Genomic DNA, 16,546 nt, shown 5'->3' with positions numbered 1-16,546 from the left:
GACCCGCGAGACATGCGAATCCTCCACCTCGATCCGGATGACATGGGCAACCCGCTCTCTGGCGGCGGTCCCATCCGGACCTACGAGATCTACAAGCGCCTGGCCCTGCGGCACGAGATCACGGTGCTCACGCCGACCTTCGCGGGATCGACGCCGGAAATGCACCGCAGCGGCATCCGCTACGTGCGCCTCGGCCGCAAGATCCGCAACCACGGCTCGTCGCACCACATCACCTACCTGGCCTCGCTGCCCCGCGCCGTGCGGCGCTTCGACCACGACCTGCTGGTGGAAGACTTCATGCCGCCGTCGTCGGCCACGTACACGCCGCTGTTCCGGCACCGGGACCGCCCGTTGATCGCATCGGTGCAATGGTTCTTTGCCCGCGCCTACACCCGCAGGCTCAAGCTGCCATTCCACTGGGGCGAGGAGTACGGCGTGCGCCTGTACGACAACTTCGTGGTGCTGACCGAAGCCATGCGGACCTTCATCGAGGGGCGGCACCCGAAGGCCAACTGCCGCGTGGTCGCGAACGGCGTCGATGACGCCTTGTTCGAAACCAGTCCACTGCCGGGCATGGGCATCCTGTTCCTCGGCCGCATCGAGATCCGGGCCAAGGGCATCGACCTGCTGCTCGCCGCCTATGCACGGATTCCCGAGGCCGAGCGCGAAGTGCTCACGCTGGCCGGCACGGTGCAGGAGCCCCAGGAACTGCAGCAACTGATCGAGCGCCACGACTTGCGGCGCTGGGTGCGCGTCACCGGCCCCTTCAATGCGACCGAACGCTTGCGGCTGCTGGAGGGATGCCGGTTCGTGGTGATGCCGTCGCGCACCGAGACCTTCGGCATGACCATCGCCGAGGCCAACGCCGCCGCCCGGCAGACCGTGATCTGGGACATCGCGCCGATGAACGAAGTGGCGTCGCCCTTCAGCCCCCGGGTCAAGGCATTCGATGTCGACGCCTACGCGGCCGCGATGCGCGTGCTGCTCCACGCGCCCGTGGAAAACCTGGCAGGTCTCGGCGAAGGCTCCCGCGAATACGCGAGGCGCTGGGACTGGAACGCGGTGGCCGATGCGCAGGAGCGCTTCTATCTCGACGTGATGGACCGGCATCGCCACAAGCGCTCCCGGGCCCGGGCCCGGGCCTGAGCACACACCCATTCCGAACCTTCCGCACTGCCATGGACCATTCGACTGCGACGCCCCCGAAGGACGCTCCGATGCGCTGGGCCGAGACGCGCGCGTGCATCCGGCAGGACTTCGCCCGCTTCGTCCCGCTGATGGGCGACAACGTGACGCTGCCCAGGAAGGTGTTCTGGTTCCTGCTGCCGTCCTTCCAGGGTGTGTTTCTCTACCGCCTCTACCGCCATGCCTACCTGCGTGGCTGGCGCACGCTGGCCAACCTGATGTACCTGTTCAACCATTACGTGACGCGCGTGGACATCCCGCCCGCCACGTCCATCGGCCCCGGCTGCATGATCGGCCACTGCCCTGTCGTGCTCTGCGGGTGCATCGGCAGCAACTTCACGCTGATGGGCGACGGCGGCACGGGCGGCGGCTTCGACAGCCAGGACATCGGTGGCGGGCCGGGCCTGCCGGTGGTCGGCGACAACGTGGTCATGGCCATCAAGTCGATCGTGCTCGGGCCGATCCGTGTCGGCGACGGTGCGCGGCTCGGCCCTGGCGCGGCGGTCATGCGCGACATACCGGCCGGCGCCGTCGTGGCCGCGCCGCTGTCGCGCATCACGCGGACCACGGACGGGGATGTCGCCCATGCCCCCTCGGGAGGCAGCGATCAATGACCGCGTCGACCCTGCCTTCGCTCGAACGGAAAAGCCCGGGATGGCGTGAAACGCGTCGCCTCATCGGCACCGACCTGGACCGTGTCGCACAGCACCTGCAAATGCCGGATTCGTGGGCCCATCGCGCCTACTTCTTCTGCCTGCCCGGCTTCCAGGCGCTTCTGTTCCATCGCGTCTCGCGCTGCCTCTACGTCAAGGGATGGACAGGCATGGCGCGCATGGTGTCGCTCTTCGCCCTGTACCTGACGCGTGCCGAGATACCACCGACCACCTCCATCGGCCCCTCGGCGCTCATTGCACACGCCACCTGCGTGAACGTGTTCGGAAAGCTCGGGGCGCGCATCACCATCAACGGTTGCAGCGCCATCGGCGGCGGCATGGCGATGGACGACATCGGCGGCGGCCCGGGTTACCCCGTCATCGGCGACGACGTCGTCCTGGCCTATGGCGCCAACGTGCTCGGCCCGGTCTGCATCGGCAACGGCGCGCACATCGGTCCGGGCGCGCTCGTCACCTTCGACGTGCCCGAAGGCGGGCTCGTCCTCTGGGATCGGCCCCGCGTCATCCGCGATGGCGCCAACCGGGCCTGAACAAATGAACGAAGACATGAAACAACCGCTGGTCAGCATCATCATCGTCAACTGGAACGTGCGCGAACTGCTGCACGCCTGCATCAAGTCGGTCTACGAGCAAGGAGGCCTCCCGGCCGACGCCATGCAGGTGATCGTCGTCGACAACGCGTCGGGCGACGGCAGCACCGCCATGGTCCGCGACTGCTTCCCGCAGGTGCACCTGGTCGCCAACGTCGACAACGTCGGCTTCGGCCGCGCCAACAACCAGGTGCTGGAGTTCTGCGAGGCGCCCTATGTCCTGCTGCTGAACCCCGACACGGTGGCGGAGCCCAACGCCATCGTCGACCTGGTCAAGGCCATGGACGCATCGCCCGAGGTCGCCGTGATCGGCTGCCGCCTGCTCAACGGCGACCGCACGCTGCAGCGCTGGACCGGCGGCGCCTACCCGCGCCTGCTGAACCTGATGACGCACAACTTCTTCCTCGACCGCCTGCTGCCCGCCGCATGGCGGCCGCTGCCGCTCTACCTGGACCATGACGTGCGCGAGGACATCGATGTCGACTGGGTCTCGGGCGCCTGCATGATGCTGCGCGGCAGCAAGCTCGACGGACGCCTGTTCAACACCGAGTACTTCATGTACGGCGAGGACATGGAGCTCTGCCATCGCCTCAAGCAGGCAGGCGGCCGCGTGGTCTACAGCCCGAAGGTCTCGATCATCCACTACCAGGGCGCGAGCATGAAGAAGCAGGAAGGCGATGTCCTGCTGTCGTCGCTCAAGGGGCCGCGCCAGTTCTACCGGCAGATGCGCGGCGGACGCGGCCTGCGGGTGTACGACGTCATCACGGTTTCGGGCTTCGGCCTGCGCTGGCTGATGTACCAGGTGGCCGGCACCTTCCAGCCCGACAGCGGCTTCGACCGCAGGGCCCGGTCGAGCCAGGACATGATGCGACGCGCATGGGCCATCCTGCGTACCCACTGACGCGGCGTGCCTGGCTCGCGGGCTCGACGCTGGCCGTCGGGGCCGGCGGGATGCTGCTGCAGTCGTCGTGCCGGGCGCGGCCCGGTCCCGCGGGCCCGGATGATGCGACGTTCGCGCCCAGCAACGAGTCGCATGCGTTCGACGTGACGATCGACGCGCGGGCGGCGGGCACGCCTGTCAACCGCCGCGTGCTCGGCAGCAACGTCGGCTGGGTGTACGGCGGGGACAACATGGTGAAGCAGGACGGCGGCTTCGCGCCGGCCATGCTCGCGATGGCGCGCCGTCTCGGGCCCACCGTGCTGCGCTTTCCGGGCGGCACGTTCTCGGACGTGTTCCATTGGGAGGCGCCCGTCAACGAACATGTCTTCAGCCGCGAGCGCCAGCGCACGCTGATGGACACGCGGCGCTTTCTCGAACTGTGCGAGGCGGTCGACGCCCAGCCGCTGATCACCGTGAACATCGTGACCGGCACGGCCGAGGAAGCGGCGCGCTGGGTGGCGGCCACCAACGTGGGGCGCATGACATCGCGCATCACCGGCCGCAAGCTGCCGCGCGTGGCGTACTGGGAAATGGGCAACGAGCCCTATCTCAAGGAAGAGTCGCGCGCTGACGTCAACCTGCCGCCGCAGGAATTCGCGCGGCGCGTCAACGCCTTCATCCGCGCCATGCGCGCGGTCGACCCCGACATCGTCATCGGCCTGCCGCTGACCACCGACCAGCGCGCCGGCCTGCCGGTCACGCCCTACCCCGGTTTCACGCGCAAGGTGCTCGGCACCGTGACCGAGCGCTTCGACTACGCGTGCCTGCACAACGCCTACATGCCCTTCGGCTACAAGCACGGCATGTCGCCGGCCGAGTTGTACTGGGGCGCAGCGGCGGGTGCGCTCACCGTGAAACGCGACTTCGGCGTCATGCGACAACTGCTCGCCGACGTGCGGCCAGGACAGAAGCTGCCGCTGGCGGTGACCGAATACAGCGCCCTGTTCAGCCTGGGCCGGGGCCCATCCGACAAATGGACCAGCGCGCCCGCGGGCGCCATCTTCCTGGCCGATGTGCTGCGCGTGTTCGCCGAGACGCCCGACGTCCTGCTGGCGAACTACTGGTCGCTGTCGGCCAACGGGCTCTTCGGCGCGATCCATGCCGGTGCGTTCCCGAGGCCGGCCTTCCAGGTCCTGCAGCTGATGGGCGAGGCGCTGCAGGGGCAGCGCATCCAGGCCGCCGTGCAGTCGGAAACCGTGCGCGTCGCAAGCATCGGCCAGGTGGAGGCCGTGGATGCCATGCCGCTGGTCGAGATCCTTGCCACGCGCGCCGATGCCAGCGGAGGCCGCGCGGCCCTGCGCATGATCGTCATCAACAAGGACCCCCGGCGCGCCGCGCTGGGGCAGTTCGGCTTCGGCGCCGTCCGCGCCGCGCAGGCGCGCATGAGCCTCCTGTCCTCCGACGACGTCTTCGACGCCGGCGACAAGCCCGACATGCTCGCGCGCAGCGAGTCCCCGCTCGAGGTCCGTGCCAACCAGAAACTCAGCGCGCGCCTGCCCCCGCACAGCGTGGCGCTCATCACCGTGGACATTCCCAGCTCATGACCGCCTCTCCTCCCCGCCCGCGCGTCGGCGTGGACTTCCATACCTTCGACGGCATCTTCCAGGGCAGCCGCAGCCACATCCTCGGTGTCTACCAGGAGGCGATCGTGCAGGCGCCCGAGATCGACTTCGTCTTCCTGCTGGGCAACACCGCGCGACTGCGTGCGGAATACCCGGTGTTCAACGCGCCCAACGTCGAGCTGATCGAAGTACCCCATGCCGGCGGCATGGCGCGCCTGGGGTGGCAACTGGCGCTGCTGCAACGCAAGCACAACATCGACCTGCTGCACATGCAGTACCGCCTGCCCTTCCTGCGACTGGGGCCCTGCGCCTGCACCATCCACGACACGCTGTTCGAGACGCACCCGCAGTACTTCACGCCCAACTTCGTCCGGATGTCCCGCGTGACGAGCATGATCGCGATGCGCCATGCCAGCCTGCTCTTCACGGTGAGCGAGTTCTCGCGCGGGGAGATTGCGCGGCTCTACGACATCGACCCGGTGCGCATCGCGATCACCACCAACGGGATCGACACCACGCGCTTCCATCCGGGCGCCGAGGGCGCCGACTATGTGCGCAGCGCCGGTCTGGAGCCCGGCGGCTACCTCTGCACCGTCGGCCGGCTGGAGCCGCGCAAGAACCACCTGAACCTGCTGCGCGCCTACGCCCTGCTGCCCGGACCACGGATGCCGCTGGTGATCATCGGCCAGCGCGACTTCCACAGCGAACCCATCTTCGACGCCGTGCGCACGCTGGGGCTGGAGCAGGACGTGCGCTTCATGGAGAAGGTGCCGGACCATGGCCTGCCCGCGCTGTTGCGCCATGCGGCGGTGTTCGTCTATCCGACCTTTGCCGAGGGCTTCGGCATGCCGGTCGCGGAGGCGATGGCCAGCGGCGTGCCGGTCGTGACGTCGAGCACGACCTCCCTGCCCGAGGTCGCCGGCGACGCCGCGCTGACGGCCGACCCCAACTTTCCCACCGCCATCGCGGCGGCCGTATCGACGCTGTTGTCGAACCCGATCGCTCGATCGCGCGCCATCGAGCGGGGCATTGCGCAGGCGGCGCGATTCAACTGGCGTGCGTCGGCGCAGGTGATGGTGGCGGCGTACCGGCAGCACTTTGCGAAGGACCTGCCGTGACCCCCAAGTCATCCCGGTCATTTGCGCCTACAGCCGGGTCGGCGACTATTCCCACGGCGTGTATGTCTATGCATTTCAGGTGCACCGGTGCACCGCCGCCATGCTGCCGGGAGTTGACACATGGACATTGACTTGTGTCGCTGTCACTGAGACGCTGTTGCTCGCGATGCCGTCCTGGCATCTCATCGAAAAGCCGGCCCTATCGCTACGGAAATGAAAATCTTCGCCAAACTCGGCCTGCTCATCGGCCTTGCCGCTTGCCTCTGGATCACTCCGGTTGGCAACACAGCCATCGCCGCGACACCTCCCGCCCCGGAGGCAAAGGCCACGCGCATCGCCTTCATCGGCAACAGCCTGACGCTTCATCCGGAGAACAAGGCGTTGGATTGGCCGAATCACTGGGGCATGGCGGCATCGGCCCAGGCCAGTGACTACGCGCACCTGACGGGCGATGCCCTGAAGTTGCCCGTGTCGGTCTTCAGCTTCTCCAGCCTCGAACAGGACCCCGTGGCCAATGCGGGCCGGATTGCGGAGATGGCCCCCCGCATCGACGCCACGACCCTGGTGGTCGTAGAACTCGGGGACAACGTGCAGCCGGCAAACCTCGCGCCCTTCGCAGCGGCCTACAGCAAGCTGTTGGCGACGGCATCACGAGGGCTGCGTCTCGTCTGCCTCTCGACCTGGTGGCGCAACCCCTCGACCGACGCCATCATCCGGCAGGAATGCATGTTGCGCGGCGGGCGCTACATCGACATCGGCGACATCCACCCCGATCCCGCAAGCCAGGACCGCCAGGGGACCCAATTTGCGAATGCCGCCGTCAACGCGCATCCGCATGATTGGGGCATGGCCCGCATCGCCGAACGCGTCGCGGCGGCGCTGCGATAGATAGCGCCGCCGCGACTCACGCGAGCAATCGTCAGGAGACCAGCGCCGCCTGCGCCTTGCGATCGCTGAAGCGCTTGGCCAGGCGCGGCAGGATCAGCACGGCCAGCACGATGACGACCAGCGCAATCGACATCGGCCGCTGGAAGAACACCACCGCACTGCCCTCGCCGATCGACATGGCATTGCGCAGTTGCGCCTCGGCCAGCGGCCCCAGGATCATGCCGACCACCACCGGCGCGGTCGGGAAGTCGAAGCGCCGCATGAGCACGCCCAGGATGCCGATGCCGTAGAGCAGGAACAGGTCGAAGGAACTCTGGCGCATGCCGTAGGCGCCCACCGTCGCGAAGATCAGGATGCCCGCATAGAGCTGCGGCTTGGGGATCTTCAGCAGCTTCACCCACAGGCCGACCATCGGCAGGTTCAGCACCAGCAGCATCACGTTGCCGATGTAGAGCGAAGCGATCAGCGCCCAGACCAGCGCGGCCGAGGTGGTGAACAGTTGCGGCCCCGGCTGGATGCCGTAGTTCTGGAAGGCGCCGAGCAGGATGGCGGTGGTGTTGCTGGTCGGGATGCCGAGCGTGAGCAAGGGGATCAGCGCCGCCGTCACCGTCGCGTTGTTGGCGGCCTCGGGGCCCGCCACGCCTTCGATGGCGCCGACGGTGCCGAAGTCCTTCCTGTGCTCGGGCTTGGCCAGTTTCTTTTCCGTGGCATAGCTGAGGAAGGTCGGGATCTCGGTGCCGCCCGCCGGGATGCAGCCGAAGGGCGTGCCGATGGCCGTGCCGCGCAGCCAGGCCGGGATGGAGCGCTTCCAGTCGGCCGCGCTCATGTGCACGCGGCTCAGCTTGTTCTGCCCTTCGACGACCTTGCCTTCGTACAACACTGCGTAGAGCACTTCGGCCACGGCGAACAGCCCGACCGCGACCAGCACGATCTCGATGCCGTCGAGCAGTTCCGGAACGCCGCCGGTGTAGCGGCCCTGGCCGGAGATCTGGTCGAGCCCGACGCAGCCCGCAGCCAGGCCGACGAAGAGCGCCGTCATGCCGCGCAAGGTGCTCTTGCCCAACACCGCGCTCACCGTGGTGAAGGCCAGCAGCATCAGCAGGAAGTACTCTGGCGGGCCGAGCTTGACCGCGAACTCGGCCACGAAAGGCGCGAACAAGGTGACGATGACCGTGGCGATGGAGCCTGCCACGAAGGAGCCGATGGCCGCAGTGGCGAGCGCCGCGCCCGCCCTCCCGCTCTTGGCCATCTTGTTGCCCTCCATGGCCGTCACCATGCTGGCCGTCTCCCCGGGCGTGTTGAGCAGGATGGAAGTGGTCGAGCCACCGTACATCGCGCCGTAGTAGATGCCGGAGAAGAAGATCATCGAGGCCGTGACCTCGACCTTGGCCGTGATCGGCAGCAGCATCGCCACCGCGACGGCCGGGCCGATGCCGGGCAGCACGCCGACGGCCGTGCCGAGCGCACAACCGACCAGGCACCAGAGCAGGTTGGCAGGGGTGATCGCGAGCGCGAACCCGTGCATGAGTGCGTTGAAGATGTCCATGTCAGAGCCATCCCGTTTGCGTCAGGCCCGGCAGGTTGATCGCCAGGAACTTGGTGAAAGCCCAGTACACCGGGGCCGAGATCAGGAAGCCCGTCAGGCAGTCGAGGAGCCACGTGCGCGGCTGGTTGGCCGCGGCCTGCCCGTTGGCGCGGCGCAGGCCCTGCACGGCCAGCACATAGGCTAATGTGCAACTCAGGATGAAACCCAGCGTGGTGATGAGCGCCGCGTTGAGCAGCAGCCCGGCCGACACCCAGACGAAACCGGGCCAGTAGGCCGGCTCCTCGTCCGGGGCCGCCTCCAGTTCCCGAAAGCCGCCGGTGCGCGCCTCCCAGATGATCCAGGCGCCACAGATCGTGAGCACGATCGACACCAGCCACGGCAGGAAGTTGGGGCCGACACCGCCGTAGCCCGCCTCGGACGAGATGTCGATGGCGCCCATCGCGAGCAGCAGGCCCGTCAACAACACGCCGACCCCGACCAGGGTCTGCGGCCACAAGGCGCCCGCCTGCGGCGACGCCGCGATTTCTGGATTTGTCATTTGTCTTTTCCGGATTCGGGGCGTGCGTGCCCCATTTCGAGACACACCGCGGGACCGACCTTGCCGGCCCGCGAGTGTTGCCCTCGGCTCCTTACACCATGCCGGACTTGGTCATGATGGCGCGCAGGCTTGCGAAGTCGTCGTCGACGAACTTGGAGAAGGCATCGCCGGAGATGACGGCCGGCGTCCAGTCGTTCTTCTTGAGCGCATCGGCCCAGGACGGCGTCTTCACCGCGGCCAGCACCACGTCGATCAGCGCCTTGCGCTGGTCCGGCGTGATGCCCGGCGCGCCGTACACGCCGCGCCAATTGCCGATCTCGACGTCGATGCCCTGCTCCTTCAGTGTCGGCACGTTGACGCCGGGCAGGCGCTGGGCCGAGGTGACGGCGATCGCCTTCATCTTGCCCGCCGCGATGTACTCGGCGAACTCGCTGTAGCCGCTGCCGCCCACCGTGACGTTGCCGCCCAGGATGGCCGCCGTGGCCTCGCCGCCGCCACGGAAGGCGACGTAGTTGATCTTCGACGGATCGGCGCCGACCTTCTGCGCGATCATGGCCGCGGCGATGTGCTCGGTGGAGCCGCGCGAACCGCCGCCCCACTTGACGCTGCCCGGGTCCTTCTTGAGTTGCGCGACCACGTCGGCCATCGACTTGAGCGGCGAGTTGGCCGGCAGCACGAACACGTTGTATTCGGTGGTCAGGCGCGCCAGCGGCGTGGCCTGTTCGAGCTTGACCGGGGGCTTGCCGGTGATGATGCCGCCGAGCATCACGGAGCCCATCACCATCAGCGCGTTCGGATCGCCCTTGGAGCCGTTCACGAACTGGGCCAGGCCCAGCGCGCCGGCGGCGCCGCCCTTGTTGTCGTAGGTGACGGTGTCGGCGAGCTTGCCGTCCGACATGGCCTTGCCCAGCGCGCGGCCGGTGGTGTCCCAGCCGCCGCCGGGGTTGGCGGGGATCATCATCTTGACGTTGGCCGCAGCCCAGGCCGACAGAGGCAGGGCACCGGTGGCGGCCAGTGCTGCAAGGGATTTCAGAAAGGTATCGCGACGCATATGAGAAGGTCTCCTGTGACTGTGGTACTGACCGGAAGCTGACTGGGTATCATGCGCCGCCTTGCTGTCAGTTGGCTGTCCTGCGTCTTGGGGAAAACACTGAACCCTGCAAGGGCCATCGACCGCGCCCAATCCGTGGGGCGGATCACATGAAATTCGAAGGCTGAATGAAACTCCTGCTGGTCGAGGATGACCCATCGATGCAGGCCACGCTGCAGCGCGCGCTGGCGCGGCGCCGCATTGACGTGCGCCTCTGCGGGGACGGCGCGCTGGCGGTGGCGCAGTGGCGCGAACTGGAGCCCGACGTGGTCGCGCTCGACCTCAGCCTGCCCAACCTCGACGGCCTGCAGGTGCTGGCCCAGGCGCGCGCCGCGGGCCTGCGCACTCCCGTGCTGCTGCTGACCGCGCGCGGCACCGTGGGCGACCGCATCATGGGCCTCAACGCGGGCGCCGACGACTACCTGCCCAAGCCCTTCGACCTGGACGAACTGGAGGCGCGGCTGCGCGCACTGCGGCGCCGCCACCATGGCATGGGCGCCGACCCGGAGCGACCGCAACAGGTGGGCGCGCTGCGCTTCGAGGCCGATAGCGGCGCCATCTACCACCGCGGCGAGGTGATGGAACTCACCCCGCGCGAACTGGCCCTGCTCACCGCGCTGATGGCCAGGCCCGGCCATGCCGTGACGAAGGAACGGCTGTTCGAACTGGTGTTCCCCGGCGAGACCGAGGTGCAGTACGAGGCCATCGAAGTCGTGGTCTACCGTCTGCGCAAGAAGCTCGCCGGCACCGGCACTGCGTTGATGACCTTGCGCGGCCTCGGCTACCTCCTGCGCGAGGAAGGATGAAGCCGGCCGCCTCGCTGCGCCGCACGCTGCTGATCGGCATCCTCGCGCCGATCGGCGTGTTCGTCGTCATCAACTCGGTCAGCCTCTACCGCCAGAGCCTGGCCGCTGCGACGCTGGCCTACGACCGCACCCTGCTGGCGTCGGCCAAGACCATCGGCGAGCAACTCGACGTGGAGGGCTATGACGAGCAGGCCGAGCTGCGTGCCAAGGTGCCCTACTCCGCGCTCGAAGCCTTCGAGGCCGACAACCAGAGCCGCATCTTCTACCGGGTGTCGCATCTGTCGGGCGCGATGGTGTCAGGCTTCGACGACCTGCCGTTCTGGCACGGCCAGATACCGCTGCGCCCGGCCTATGCGGCGCTCGTCGATTTCTACGACGCCACCGTCCACGACGAGCCCGTGCGCGTGGCCGTGCTGCTGCAGCCGGTGGCGAGCGAGCGCGGCCGGGGCATGGCCGTGGTGCAGGTGGCCGAGACGCTGGAACTGCGCCAGACGCTGGCGCGGCGCATCCTGCTCGACACGCTCTGGCGGCAACTGTTGCTGATGGCAGTGATTGCCGCGGTGGTGGTGCTGGTGGTGCAGCGCGCGACGCGCCCGGTGCGCCGGCTCAGCGCCGAGCTGGCCGAGCGCGCGGAAAGCGACCTGTCGCCCATCGATGCGCCCGATGCGCCGCGCGAACTGCGTCCCCTGGTCGATGCCACCAACGAGGTCATGGGTCGCCTGCAGCGGCTGCTGGATCACCAGAAGCGCTTCGTGCGCGACAGCGCGCATCAACTGCGCACGCCGCTGGCGGTGCTGAAGGCGCAGGTGCAATCGGCGCGCCGGGGCGACATGCCGCCCGACGAGGCGCTGCGCGAGATCAACGAAACGGTCGAGCGCGCGACCGCGCTGGCCAACCAGATGCTGTCGCTGGCCAAGGTCGAGCAGTTGCGCCAGCAACCGGAATCGACCCGCGTCGACTGGGCGGACATGGCGCGCGAGGTGGCGCTGGACGTGTCGCCGCTGATCGCCGACAAGGCGCTGGATTTCGAGTTCGAGGAAGCACCATCGCCGGTGCGCGCGCACCGCTGGATGCTGCAGGAACTCACGCGCAACCTGCTGCACAACGCGATCAAGCACAGTCCGCCCGGCGGGCGGCTGCTGGTCGCGCTGCGGCCCGAGGACGAGGGCGTCTGCCTGCGGGTGCAGGATGTGGGCCCGGGCATCTCGGCGGAGTTGCGGCAGCGCCTGTTCGCGCCCTTTGCCGCGGGTGACGTGACGCGCGGCTCCGGCCTCGGGCTGGCGATCTGCCGCGAGATCGTGCTGGCGCTGGGCGGGCGGATTTCACTCGACAACCGGGAAATCGACGGGCGAGTCGTCGGATTGACGGCGATGGTCTGGCTTCCGCTGGACAATCCATCCTGATGGAACGACTCCGCATCGACAAATGGCTCTGGGCCGCGCGCTTCTACAAGACGCGCTCGCTGGCCGCGGACGAGATCGGCAAGCACCGCGTGCAGGTCAATGGCGACATTGCCAAGGCCTCGCGCGAGGTGAAGGTCGGCGACCTGGTCACGCTGCGGCAGGGGCCGGTGACGCGGGTGGTGAGCGTGCTCGGGCTCAGCGGCCAGCGCGGCCCCGCGCCGGTCGCGCAGAAGCTCTACGAGGAAACGCCGGAGAGCCTCGCCGCCCAGGCCGCGGCGCGCGAGTTGCGGCGCATGGGAACGGAGCCCGCGCACAGCCTCGAGCAAGGGCGGCCGACCAAGCGTGACCGGCGGCTGCTGGACGATGCCAAGGGCGGAGGCTGGGGTACGCGCTGGAGTGCGAGCATCGACGACGACAAGGACGGCGAGGAGTAACCGGCGAGGTGCCGAGCCGGTACATGCACGGCGGCGATCGGGAGGCGCAACGGCCAGGCCGGGTGATTCAGTTCGAAAAAATCGCCAGGTTCAACACGTAGGACTTGCCCAGCCACATCGCGCGATCCCGATGGTCGCGAAGATCATCACCAGTGTTCGGATGAACGAACACGTCCAGCGCGCCGTGGTTGAGCGCGAGCCAGCCGATCACCAGGGAAAAGTCGGCCGCGGGGATGGCCAACTGGTAGCTCCACATCGGATGCGGGCCCACCGGCTTTTCGTGGAACCGTCCCATCTCCATGCGTCCGGCCAGTTCCTTCTCGATGGTCTCGCGTAGCGTCCAGCCGGCGTCCCGCGTCGATGCATCGAAGTACACATGGGCATGCCAGCTTTCGATGGTGGCCGAGGGGTTCAGTGGATTCATGAACGCGGAGTCTAGGCTCACAATGCCCTTGCAGAAAGGATCGCCATGACCTCGAACCCTTGGAAGCGCCGCCTGCTCCTCTTTGTCCAGCGCTTCTGGCAGCCTACCAGCGCCTGCATGACCTGCATGCCGGGAAGCCTCGGCAACATCCTGAGCATCCCGCACTGGGCGACCGCGCTGCAGACGGGGCTGGTCACCGGGGTCCTCGCCGTGCTGCTGACCTTCACGCCGGCAGGCCGGCTCTATGCCAACCGCTACGGCACCGCACTGATGGTGGGCCTGCTGACGATGGTCGGCGACAGCTTCGCGCACGAGAGCCACTACGGCGCCTTCCACCTCGAAGCCGTGGTGACGGGGATCGTCTCGGGGCTGCTTTCCTTGGCGGGTTCCTATGTATTCGAGGATCGGGCGAGGCGCCTGCGGGCGATATGGGCGCGAGTGACGGGCCGCACTGCCGGCCGGGTGTAGCGGCCGGGCGCCCTCACCTTCCCAAGGTCCTGCTGCGCGTTTCCGGCAAGGCCAGCATCGCCAGCACCGTGATGATGCTGGTACCCGTCACATACCAGGCCGGCGCCGCAGGATTGCCGGTAGTGCCGATCAGCCAGGTGATGATGAACTGCGTGGTGCCACCGAACAGCGACACGCCCACCGCGTAGGCGATCGACATGCCCAGCGCTCGAAGGTGGTTGGGCAGGAGTTCGGGAACGATCACGAGCGAGGCCGCGCCGCTGATCGCCGTCATGCCGCCCAGCAGCGTGGTCACGAGCAGCAGGTTCATGAAGCTGGTGTGTTCGATCAGCAGCATGAATGCCGGGTAGGTCAGGAGTGCCAGCGCCACGCGCGGGATCACCATGATCCATCGGCGGCCGTAGCGGTCGGCCAGCCAGCCGCCGATCAGCGAGAAGACGAAGGTCGCCAGCCCGAAGACAACGGTCGCGGTCATGCCGATCACGGGCGACAGTTTCAGCGTCGAGATCGCATAGGTCGTCATGTAGTTGCCCACATAGGTCGACACGGTCCCACCCATCACCACCAGGATGCCGAGCAGGAGGAGCTTCGTATAGCTGCCCAGGCCTTCACGCTTCGCACCGCCGGTCGTTTCAACCGCGCCATGCTCCAGCGTCTCCGGCATGCGGCGGCGCAGGTAGATGGCGATCGGTATCAGCAGCAGGCCCAGCACGAAGGGCACGCGCCAGCCCCAGGCCAGCATCTGCTCCGGCGACAGCCCGATCGTCAGCACCACGCCGATGGTCCCCGCCACCAGCGCGGCCAGACCCTGGCTGGCGAGTTGCCAACTGCCATACAGGCCGCGCTGTCCCTGGGGTGCGATCTCGATGAGGAAGGCCGTCGAGGGCCCGACCTCGCCGCCGAGCGCGAGCCCCTGCACCAGTCGGCACAGCACCACGATGATCGGCGCCGCCATGCCGATGCTGGCGTATGACGGCGTCAGTGCCAGGCCCAGCGTGCCCACCGTGATGAGCGCAATCGTCAACAGCATGGCGGGCTTGCGGCCGGCGCGGTCGGCGAAGGCGCCGATCAGCACGCCGCCGATCGGCCGCGTGACGAAGCCGACGCCGAACACCGCCACCGACAAGAGCAGGCTCATGAGTGGCGTGGACGCCGGGAAGAAGGTCTTGCCGATGTAGACGGCGAAGAAGGCATAGGTGGTGAAGTCGTAGAACTCCATCGCGTTTCCGGCCACGGTGGCGGCCACGATGCTGCGCGTGACACGCTCGGTGGGCGGAGCGGCGCCGCCGCTGTACACGTCCGTGGCGGCGTGCCGGAGCGCGGCTGTGCGCAAGTCATGGGGAGTGGTGCTCATGTTTCCCTCTTTTCTGTTGCAGTGGATCTGGGCCTTCGCGGCCCAAGGTTGATCGATCAGGCGGCCAGCGGCGCATCGCTGAGGTAGCGCTCGGCCAGGCGAGTCCAGTAGGCCGCGCCGATCACGACGTTGTCGTCGTTGAAGTCGTAGCTGGGGTTGTGCACCATGCAGGCGCCGGCGCTGTCGCCGTCGCCATTGCCGATCAGCAGGTAGCAGCCGGGACGCTTCTCGAGCATGAAGGCGAAATCCTCGCTGCCGGTGAGTGCGGCGCCTTGCGGCGTGACGTGCTCGGCCCCCACCAGTTCGATGCCGACGCGACGCGCGAACTCGGTTTCGGCTGGCGTATTGACCAGCGCCGAATAGCCGCGCTGGTAGTCCACTTCCGCCGTGACGCCGAAGCTTTGCGCCTGCGCGTGGGCGAGTTCGGTGATGCGTTTCTGCAGCAGGTCGCGCACGTCCTGTTCCAGCGCGCGCACGCTCAGGGCCAGCCGCGCGCTCTGAGGGATCACGTTGTTGGCGATGCCCGACTGCAGCATGCCCACCGTGACCACGGCCGTCTGCTGCGGATCGACGTTGCGCGACACGACGGTCTGCAAGGCCATCACCAGGCTGGCCGCGGCCACCAGCGGATCGGCCGCGCGGTGCGGCATCGCGGCATGGCCGCCGCGACCGTTCAGCGTGATGAAGACCTTGTCCGACGAAGCCATCATCGGCCCGTCGCGGAACACCAGCTTGCCCTGCGGATGCCCCGGCATGTTGTGCATGGCAAAGATCGCGTCGCAGGGGTACTTCTCGAACAGGCCGTCGTCCATCATGCGCATGGCGCCGCTCTCGCGCGTGCCGTATTCCTCGGCCGGCTGGAAGATCAGGTTCAGCGTGCCGGAGAACTGCCCCCGCTCCGCCAGCGACCTGGCCGCGCCGAGCAGCATGGCAGTGTGGCCGTCGTGGCCGCATGCATGCATCACGCCGGCATTGCGGCTGGCGTACTTGAGGCCGGTCTCTTCCTTGATCGGCAGCGCATCCATGTCGGCGCGCAGCCCGATCGAGCGCTTGCCGCTGCCGCGTCGCAACTGCCCGACCAGGCCGGTGCCACCCAGGCCGCGCTCCACCCTGTAGCCCCATTCGCGCAGGCGCTCGGCGACCAGGTCGCTGGTGCGCTGCTCCTTGAAGGAAAGCTCGGGGTGATGGTGGATGTCGCGGCGGATGGCGATGAATTCATCGGCATGGGGCCGCAGTGCTTGCAGCGTGGCTTCAGTGCTCATGGGTTCCATCCTTCGGAGGGGACTTGTGTGCTGCGGGACAGCACACCGATGGCAGGGATCTTCGGCGCGTGAACTGTGCAAGAGCCTAGCCACTTCCCGCAGCGCTTTCAATGCGCGCAGACCCCGAAGCACCGCGATGGCACGAGATCCACCTGACCAATCTGTCAGCTTCGCTCGTGCAGGGCCCGGACCGCGTGAGGCAATGAAACGTGGCCAAGCGGCGAGCCTGCCAGCGCCTGGGTACTTTCACCGATGTGGAGGCCC

17 protein-coding genes are annotated in these 16,546 nt (G+C 67.8%); 11 read left to right on the top strand and 6 right to left on the bottom strand.

Annotated features, from left to right (window positions below; translation table 11 throughout):
* Positions 1-12: 12 nt before the first annotated feature.
* From HB681_RS07585 to HB681_RS07555, 7 genes are all read left to right on the top strand, one after another.
* Positions 13-1,146, top strand: a complete 1,134-nt coding sequence (locus tag HB681_RS07585; protein ID WP_213954186.1) for a glycosyltransferase family 4 protein — start codon at positions 13-15, stop codon at positions 1,144-1,146.
* A gap of 32 nt (positions 1,147-1,178) precedes the next feature.
* Entirely contained in the window at positions 1,179-1,799 is a 621-nt protein-coding gene (locus HB681_RS07580; protein ID WP_213954185.1) for a hypothetical protein, read from the top strand.
* Complete coding sequence (locus HB681_RS07575; protein ID WP_213954184.1) at positions 1,796-2,389, top strand: hypothetical protein; 594 nt, start codon at positions 1,796-1,798, stop codon at positions 2,387-2,389. Before HB681_RS07580 ends, HB681_RS07575 begins: the two co-directional genes overlap by 4 nt.
* Positions 2,390-2,405: 16 nt before the next feature.
* Positions 2,406-3,350 carry a glycosyltransferase family 2 protein gene (locus tag HB681_RS07570; RefSeq protein WP_213954183.1) on the top strand — a complete coding sequence of 315 codons (945 nt, stop codon included), beginning with the start codon at positions 2,406-2,408 and terminating at the stop codon, positions 3,348-3,350.
* Positions 3,326-4,933, top strand: coding sequence for a hypothetical protein (locus tag HB681_RS07565; protein WP_213954182.1), 1,608 nt, complete (start codon positions 3,326-3,328; stop codon positions 4,931-4,933). Before HB681_RS07570 ends, HB681_RS07565 begins: the two co-directional genes overlap by 25 nt.
* Positions 4,930-6,069 (top strand): glycosyltransferase family 1 protein, encoded by a 1,140-nt coding sequence (locus HB681_RS07560; RefSeq protein ID WP_213954181.1) that lies wholly within the window; start codon positions 4,930-4,932, stop codon positions 6,067-6,069. Before HB681_RS07565 ends, HB681_RS07560 begins: the two co-directional genes overlap by 4 nt.
* A gap of 213 nt (positions 6,070-6,282) precedes the next feature.
* Entirely contained in the window at positions 6,283-6,957 is a 675-nt protein-coding gene (locus HB681_RS07555; RefSeq protein ID WP_213954180.1) for a hypothetical protein, read from the top strand.
* A gap of 31 nt (positions 6,958-6,988) precedes the next feature.
* Here HB681_RS07555 and HB681_RS07550 read toward each other — a convergent pair whose 3' ends face one another.
* The 3 genes from HB681_RS07550 to HB681_RS07540 all read right to left on the bottom strand — a co-directional run bounded on the left by HB681_RS07550 (position 6,989) and on the right by HB681_RS07540 (position 10,092).
* Positions 6,989-8,503 (bottom strand): tripartite tricarboxylate transporter permease, encoded by a 1,515-nt coding sequence (locus HB681_RS07550; protein ID WP_213954179.1) that lies wholly within the window; start codon positions 8,501-8,503, stop codon positions 6,989-6,991.
* Position 8,504: 1 nt separating this feature from the next.
* Complete coding sequence (locus tag HB681_RS07545) at positions 8,505-9,041, bottom strand: tripartite tricarboxylate transporter TctB family protein (protein WP_213954178.1); 537 nt, start codon at positions 9,039-9,041, stop codon at positions 8,505-8,507.
* A gap of 91 nt (positions 9,042-9,132) precedes the next feature.
* Positions 9,133-10,092 (bottom strand): tripartite tricarboxylate transporter substrate-binding protein, encoded by a 960-nt coding sequence (locus tag HB681_RS07540; protein ID WP_213954177.1) that lies wholly within the window; start codon positions 10,090-10,092, stop codon positions 9,133-9,135.
* Between the two features lie 167 nt (positions 10,093-10,259).
* Between HB681_RS07540 and HB681_RS07535 the strand changes: the two genes are divergently transcribed.
* From HB681_RS07535 to HB681_RS07525, 3 genes are read left to right on the top strand one after another with little or no spacing between them, the layout of a single operon-like run.
* Positions 10,260-10,937, top strand: coding sequence for a response regulator (locus HB681_RS07535; RefSeq protein ID WP_213954176.1), 678 nt, complete (start codon positions 10,260-10,262; stop codon positions 10,935-10,937).
* Positions 10,934-12,340: a sensor histidine kinase gene (locus HB681_RS07530; RefSeq protein WP_213954175.1), complete on the top strand. Its 1,407-nt coding sequence runs from the start codon at positions 10,934-10,936 to the stop codon at positions 12,338-12,340. The genes HB681_RS07535 and HB681_RS07530 overlap by 4 nt, the downstream gene beginning before the upstream one ends.
* Positions 12,340-12,774 (top strand): RNA-binding S4 domain-containing protein, encoded by a 435-nt coding sequence (locus tag HB681_RS07525; RefSeq protein WP_213954174.1) that lies wholly within the window; start codon positions 12,340-12,342, stop codon positions 12,772-12,774. The genes HB681_RS07530 and HB681_RS07525 overlap by 1 nt, the downstream gene beginning before the upstream one ends.
* Before the next feature lie 67 nt (positions 12,775-12,841).
* On the opposite strand, the gene HB681_RS07520 is transcribed toward HB681_RS07525, so the two are convergent.
* Positions 12,842-13,198 carry a DOPA 4,5-dioxygenase family protein gene (locus HB681_RS07520; protein ID WP_213954173.1) on the bottom strand — a complete coding sequence of 119 codons (357 nt, stop codon included), beginning with the start codon at positions 13,196-13,198 and terminating at the stop codon, positions 12,842-12,844.
* A gap of 45 nt (positions 13,199-13,243) precedes the next feature.
* On the opposite strand from HB681_RS07520, the gene HB681_RS07515 reads away from it, so the two are divergent.
* Positions 13,244-13,666, top strand: coding sequence for a hypothetical protein (locus tag HB681_RS07515; protein WP_213954172.1), 423 nt, complete (start codon positions 13,244-13,246; stop codon positions 13,664-13,666).
* 13 nt (positions 13,667-13,679) lie between these two features.
* On the opposite strand, the gene HB681_RS07510 is transcribed toward HB681_RS07515, so the two are convergent.
* Both HB681_RS07510 and HB681_RS07505 read right to left on the bottom strand, forming a co-directional pair.
* Positions 13,680-15,020 (bottom strand): MFS transporter, encoded by a 1,341-nt coding sequence (locus tag HB681_RS07510; protein WP_213954171.1) that lies wholly within the window; start codon positions 15,018-15,020, stop codon positions 13,680-13,682.
* A gap of 56 nt (positions 15,021-15,076) precedes the next feature.
* Complete coding sequence (locus HB681_RS07505; RefSeq protein WP_213954170.1) at positions 15,077-16,282, bottom strand: M20 aminoacylase family protein; 1,206 nt, start codon at positions 16,280-16,282, stop codon at positions 15,077-15,079.
* Between the last annotated feature and the right edge of the window lie 264 nt (positions 16,283-16,546).

The sequence above is a fragment of the Variovorax sp. dw_954 genome (genome assembly GCF_018449755.1).
Classification (GTDB): domain Bacteria; phylum Pseudomonadota; class Gammaproteobacteria; order Burkholderiales; family Burkholderiaceae_C; genus Variovorax.
The sequence above is the reverse complement of the archived record's forward strand: the minus strand, read 5'-3'. Positions and strand labels throughout refer to the sequence as shown.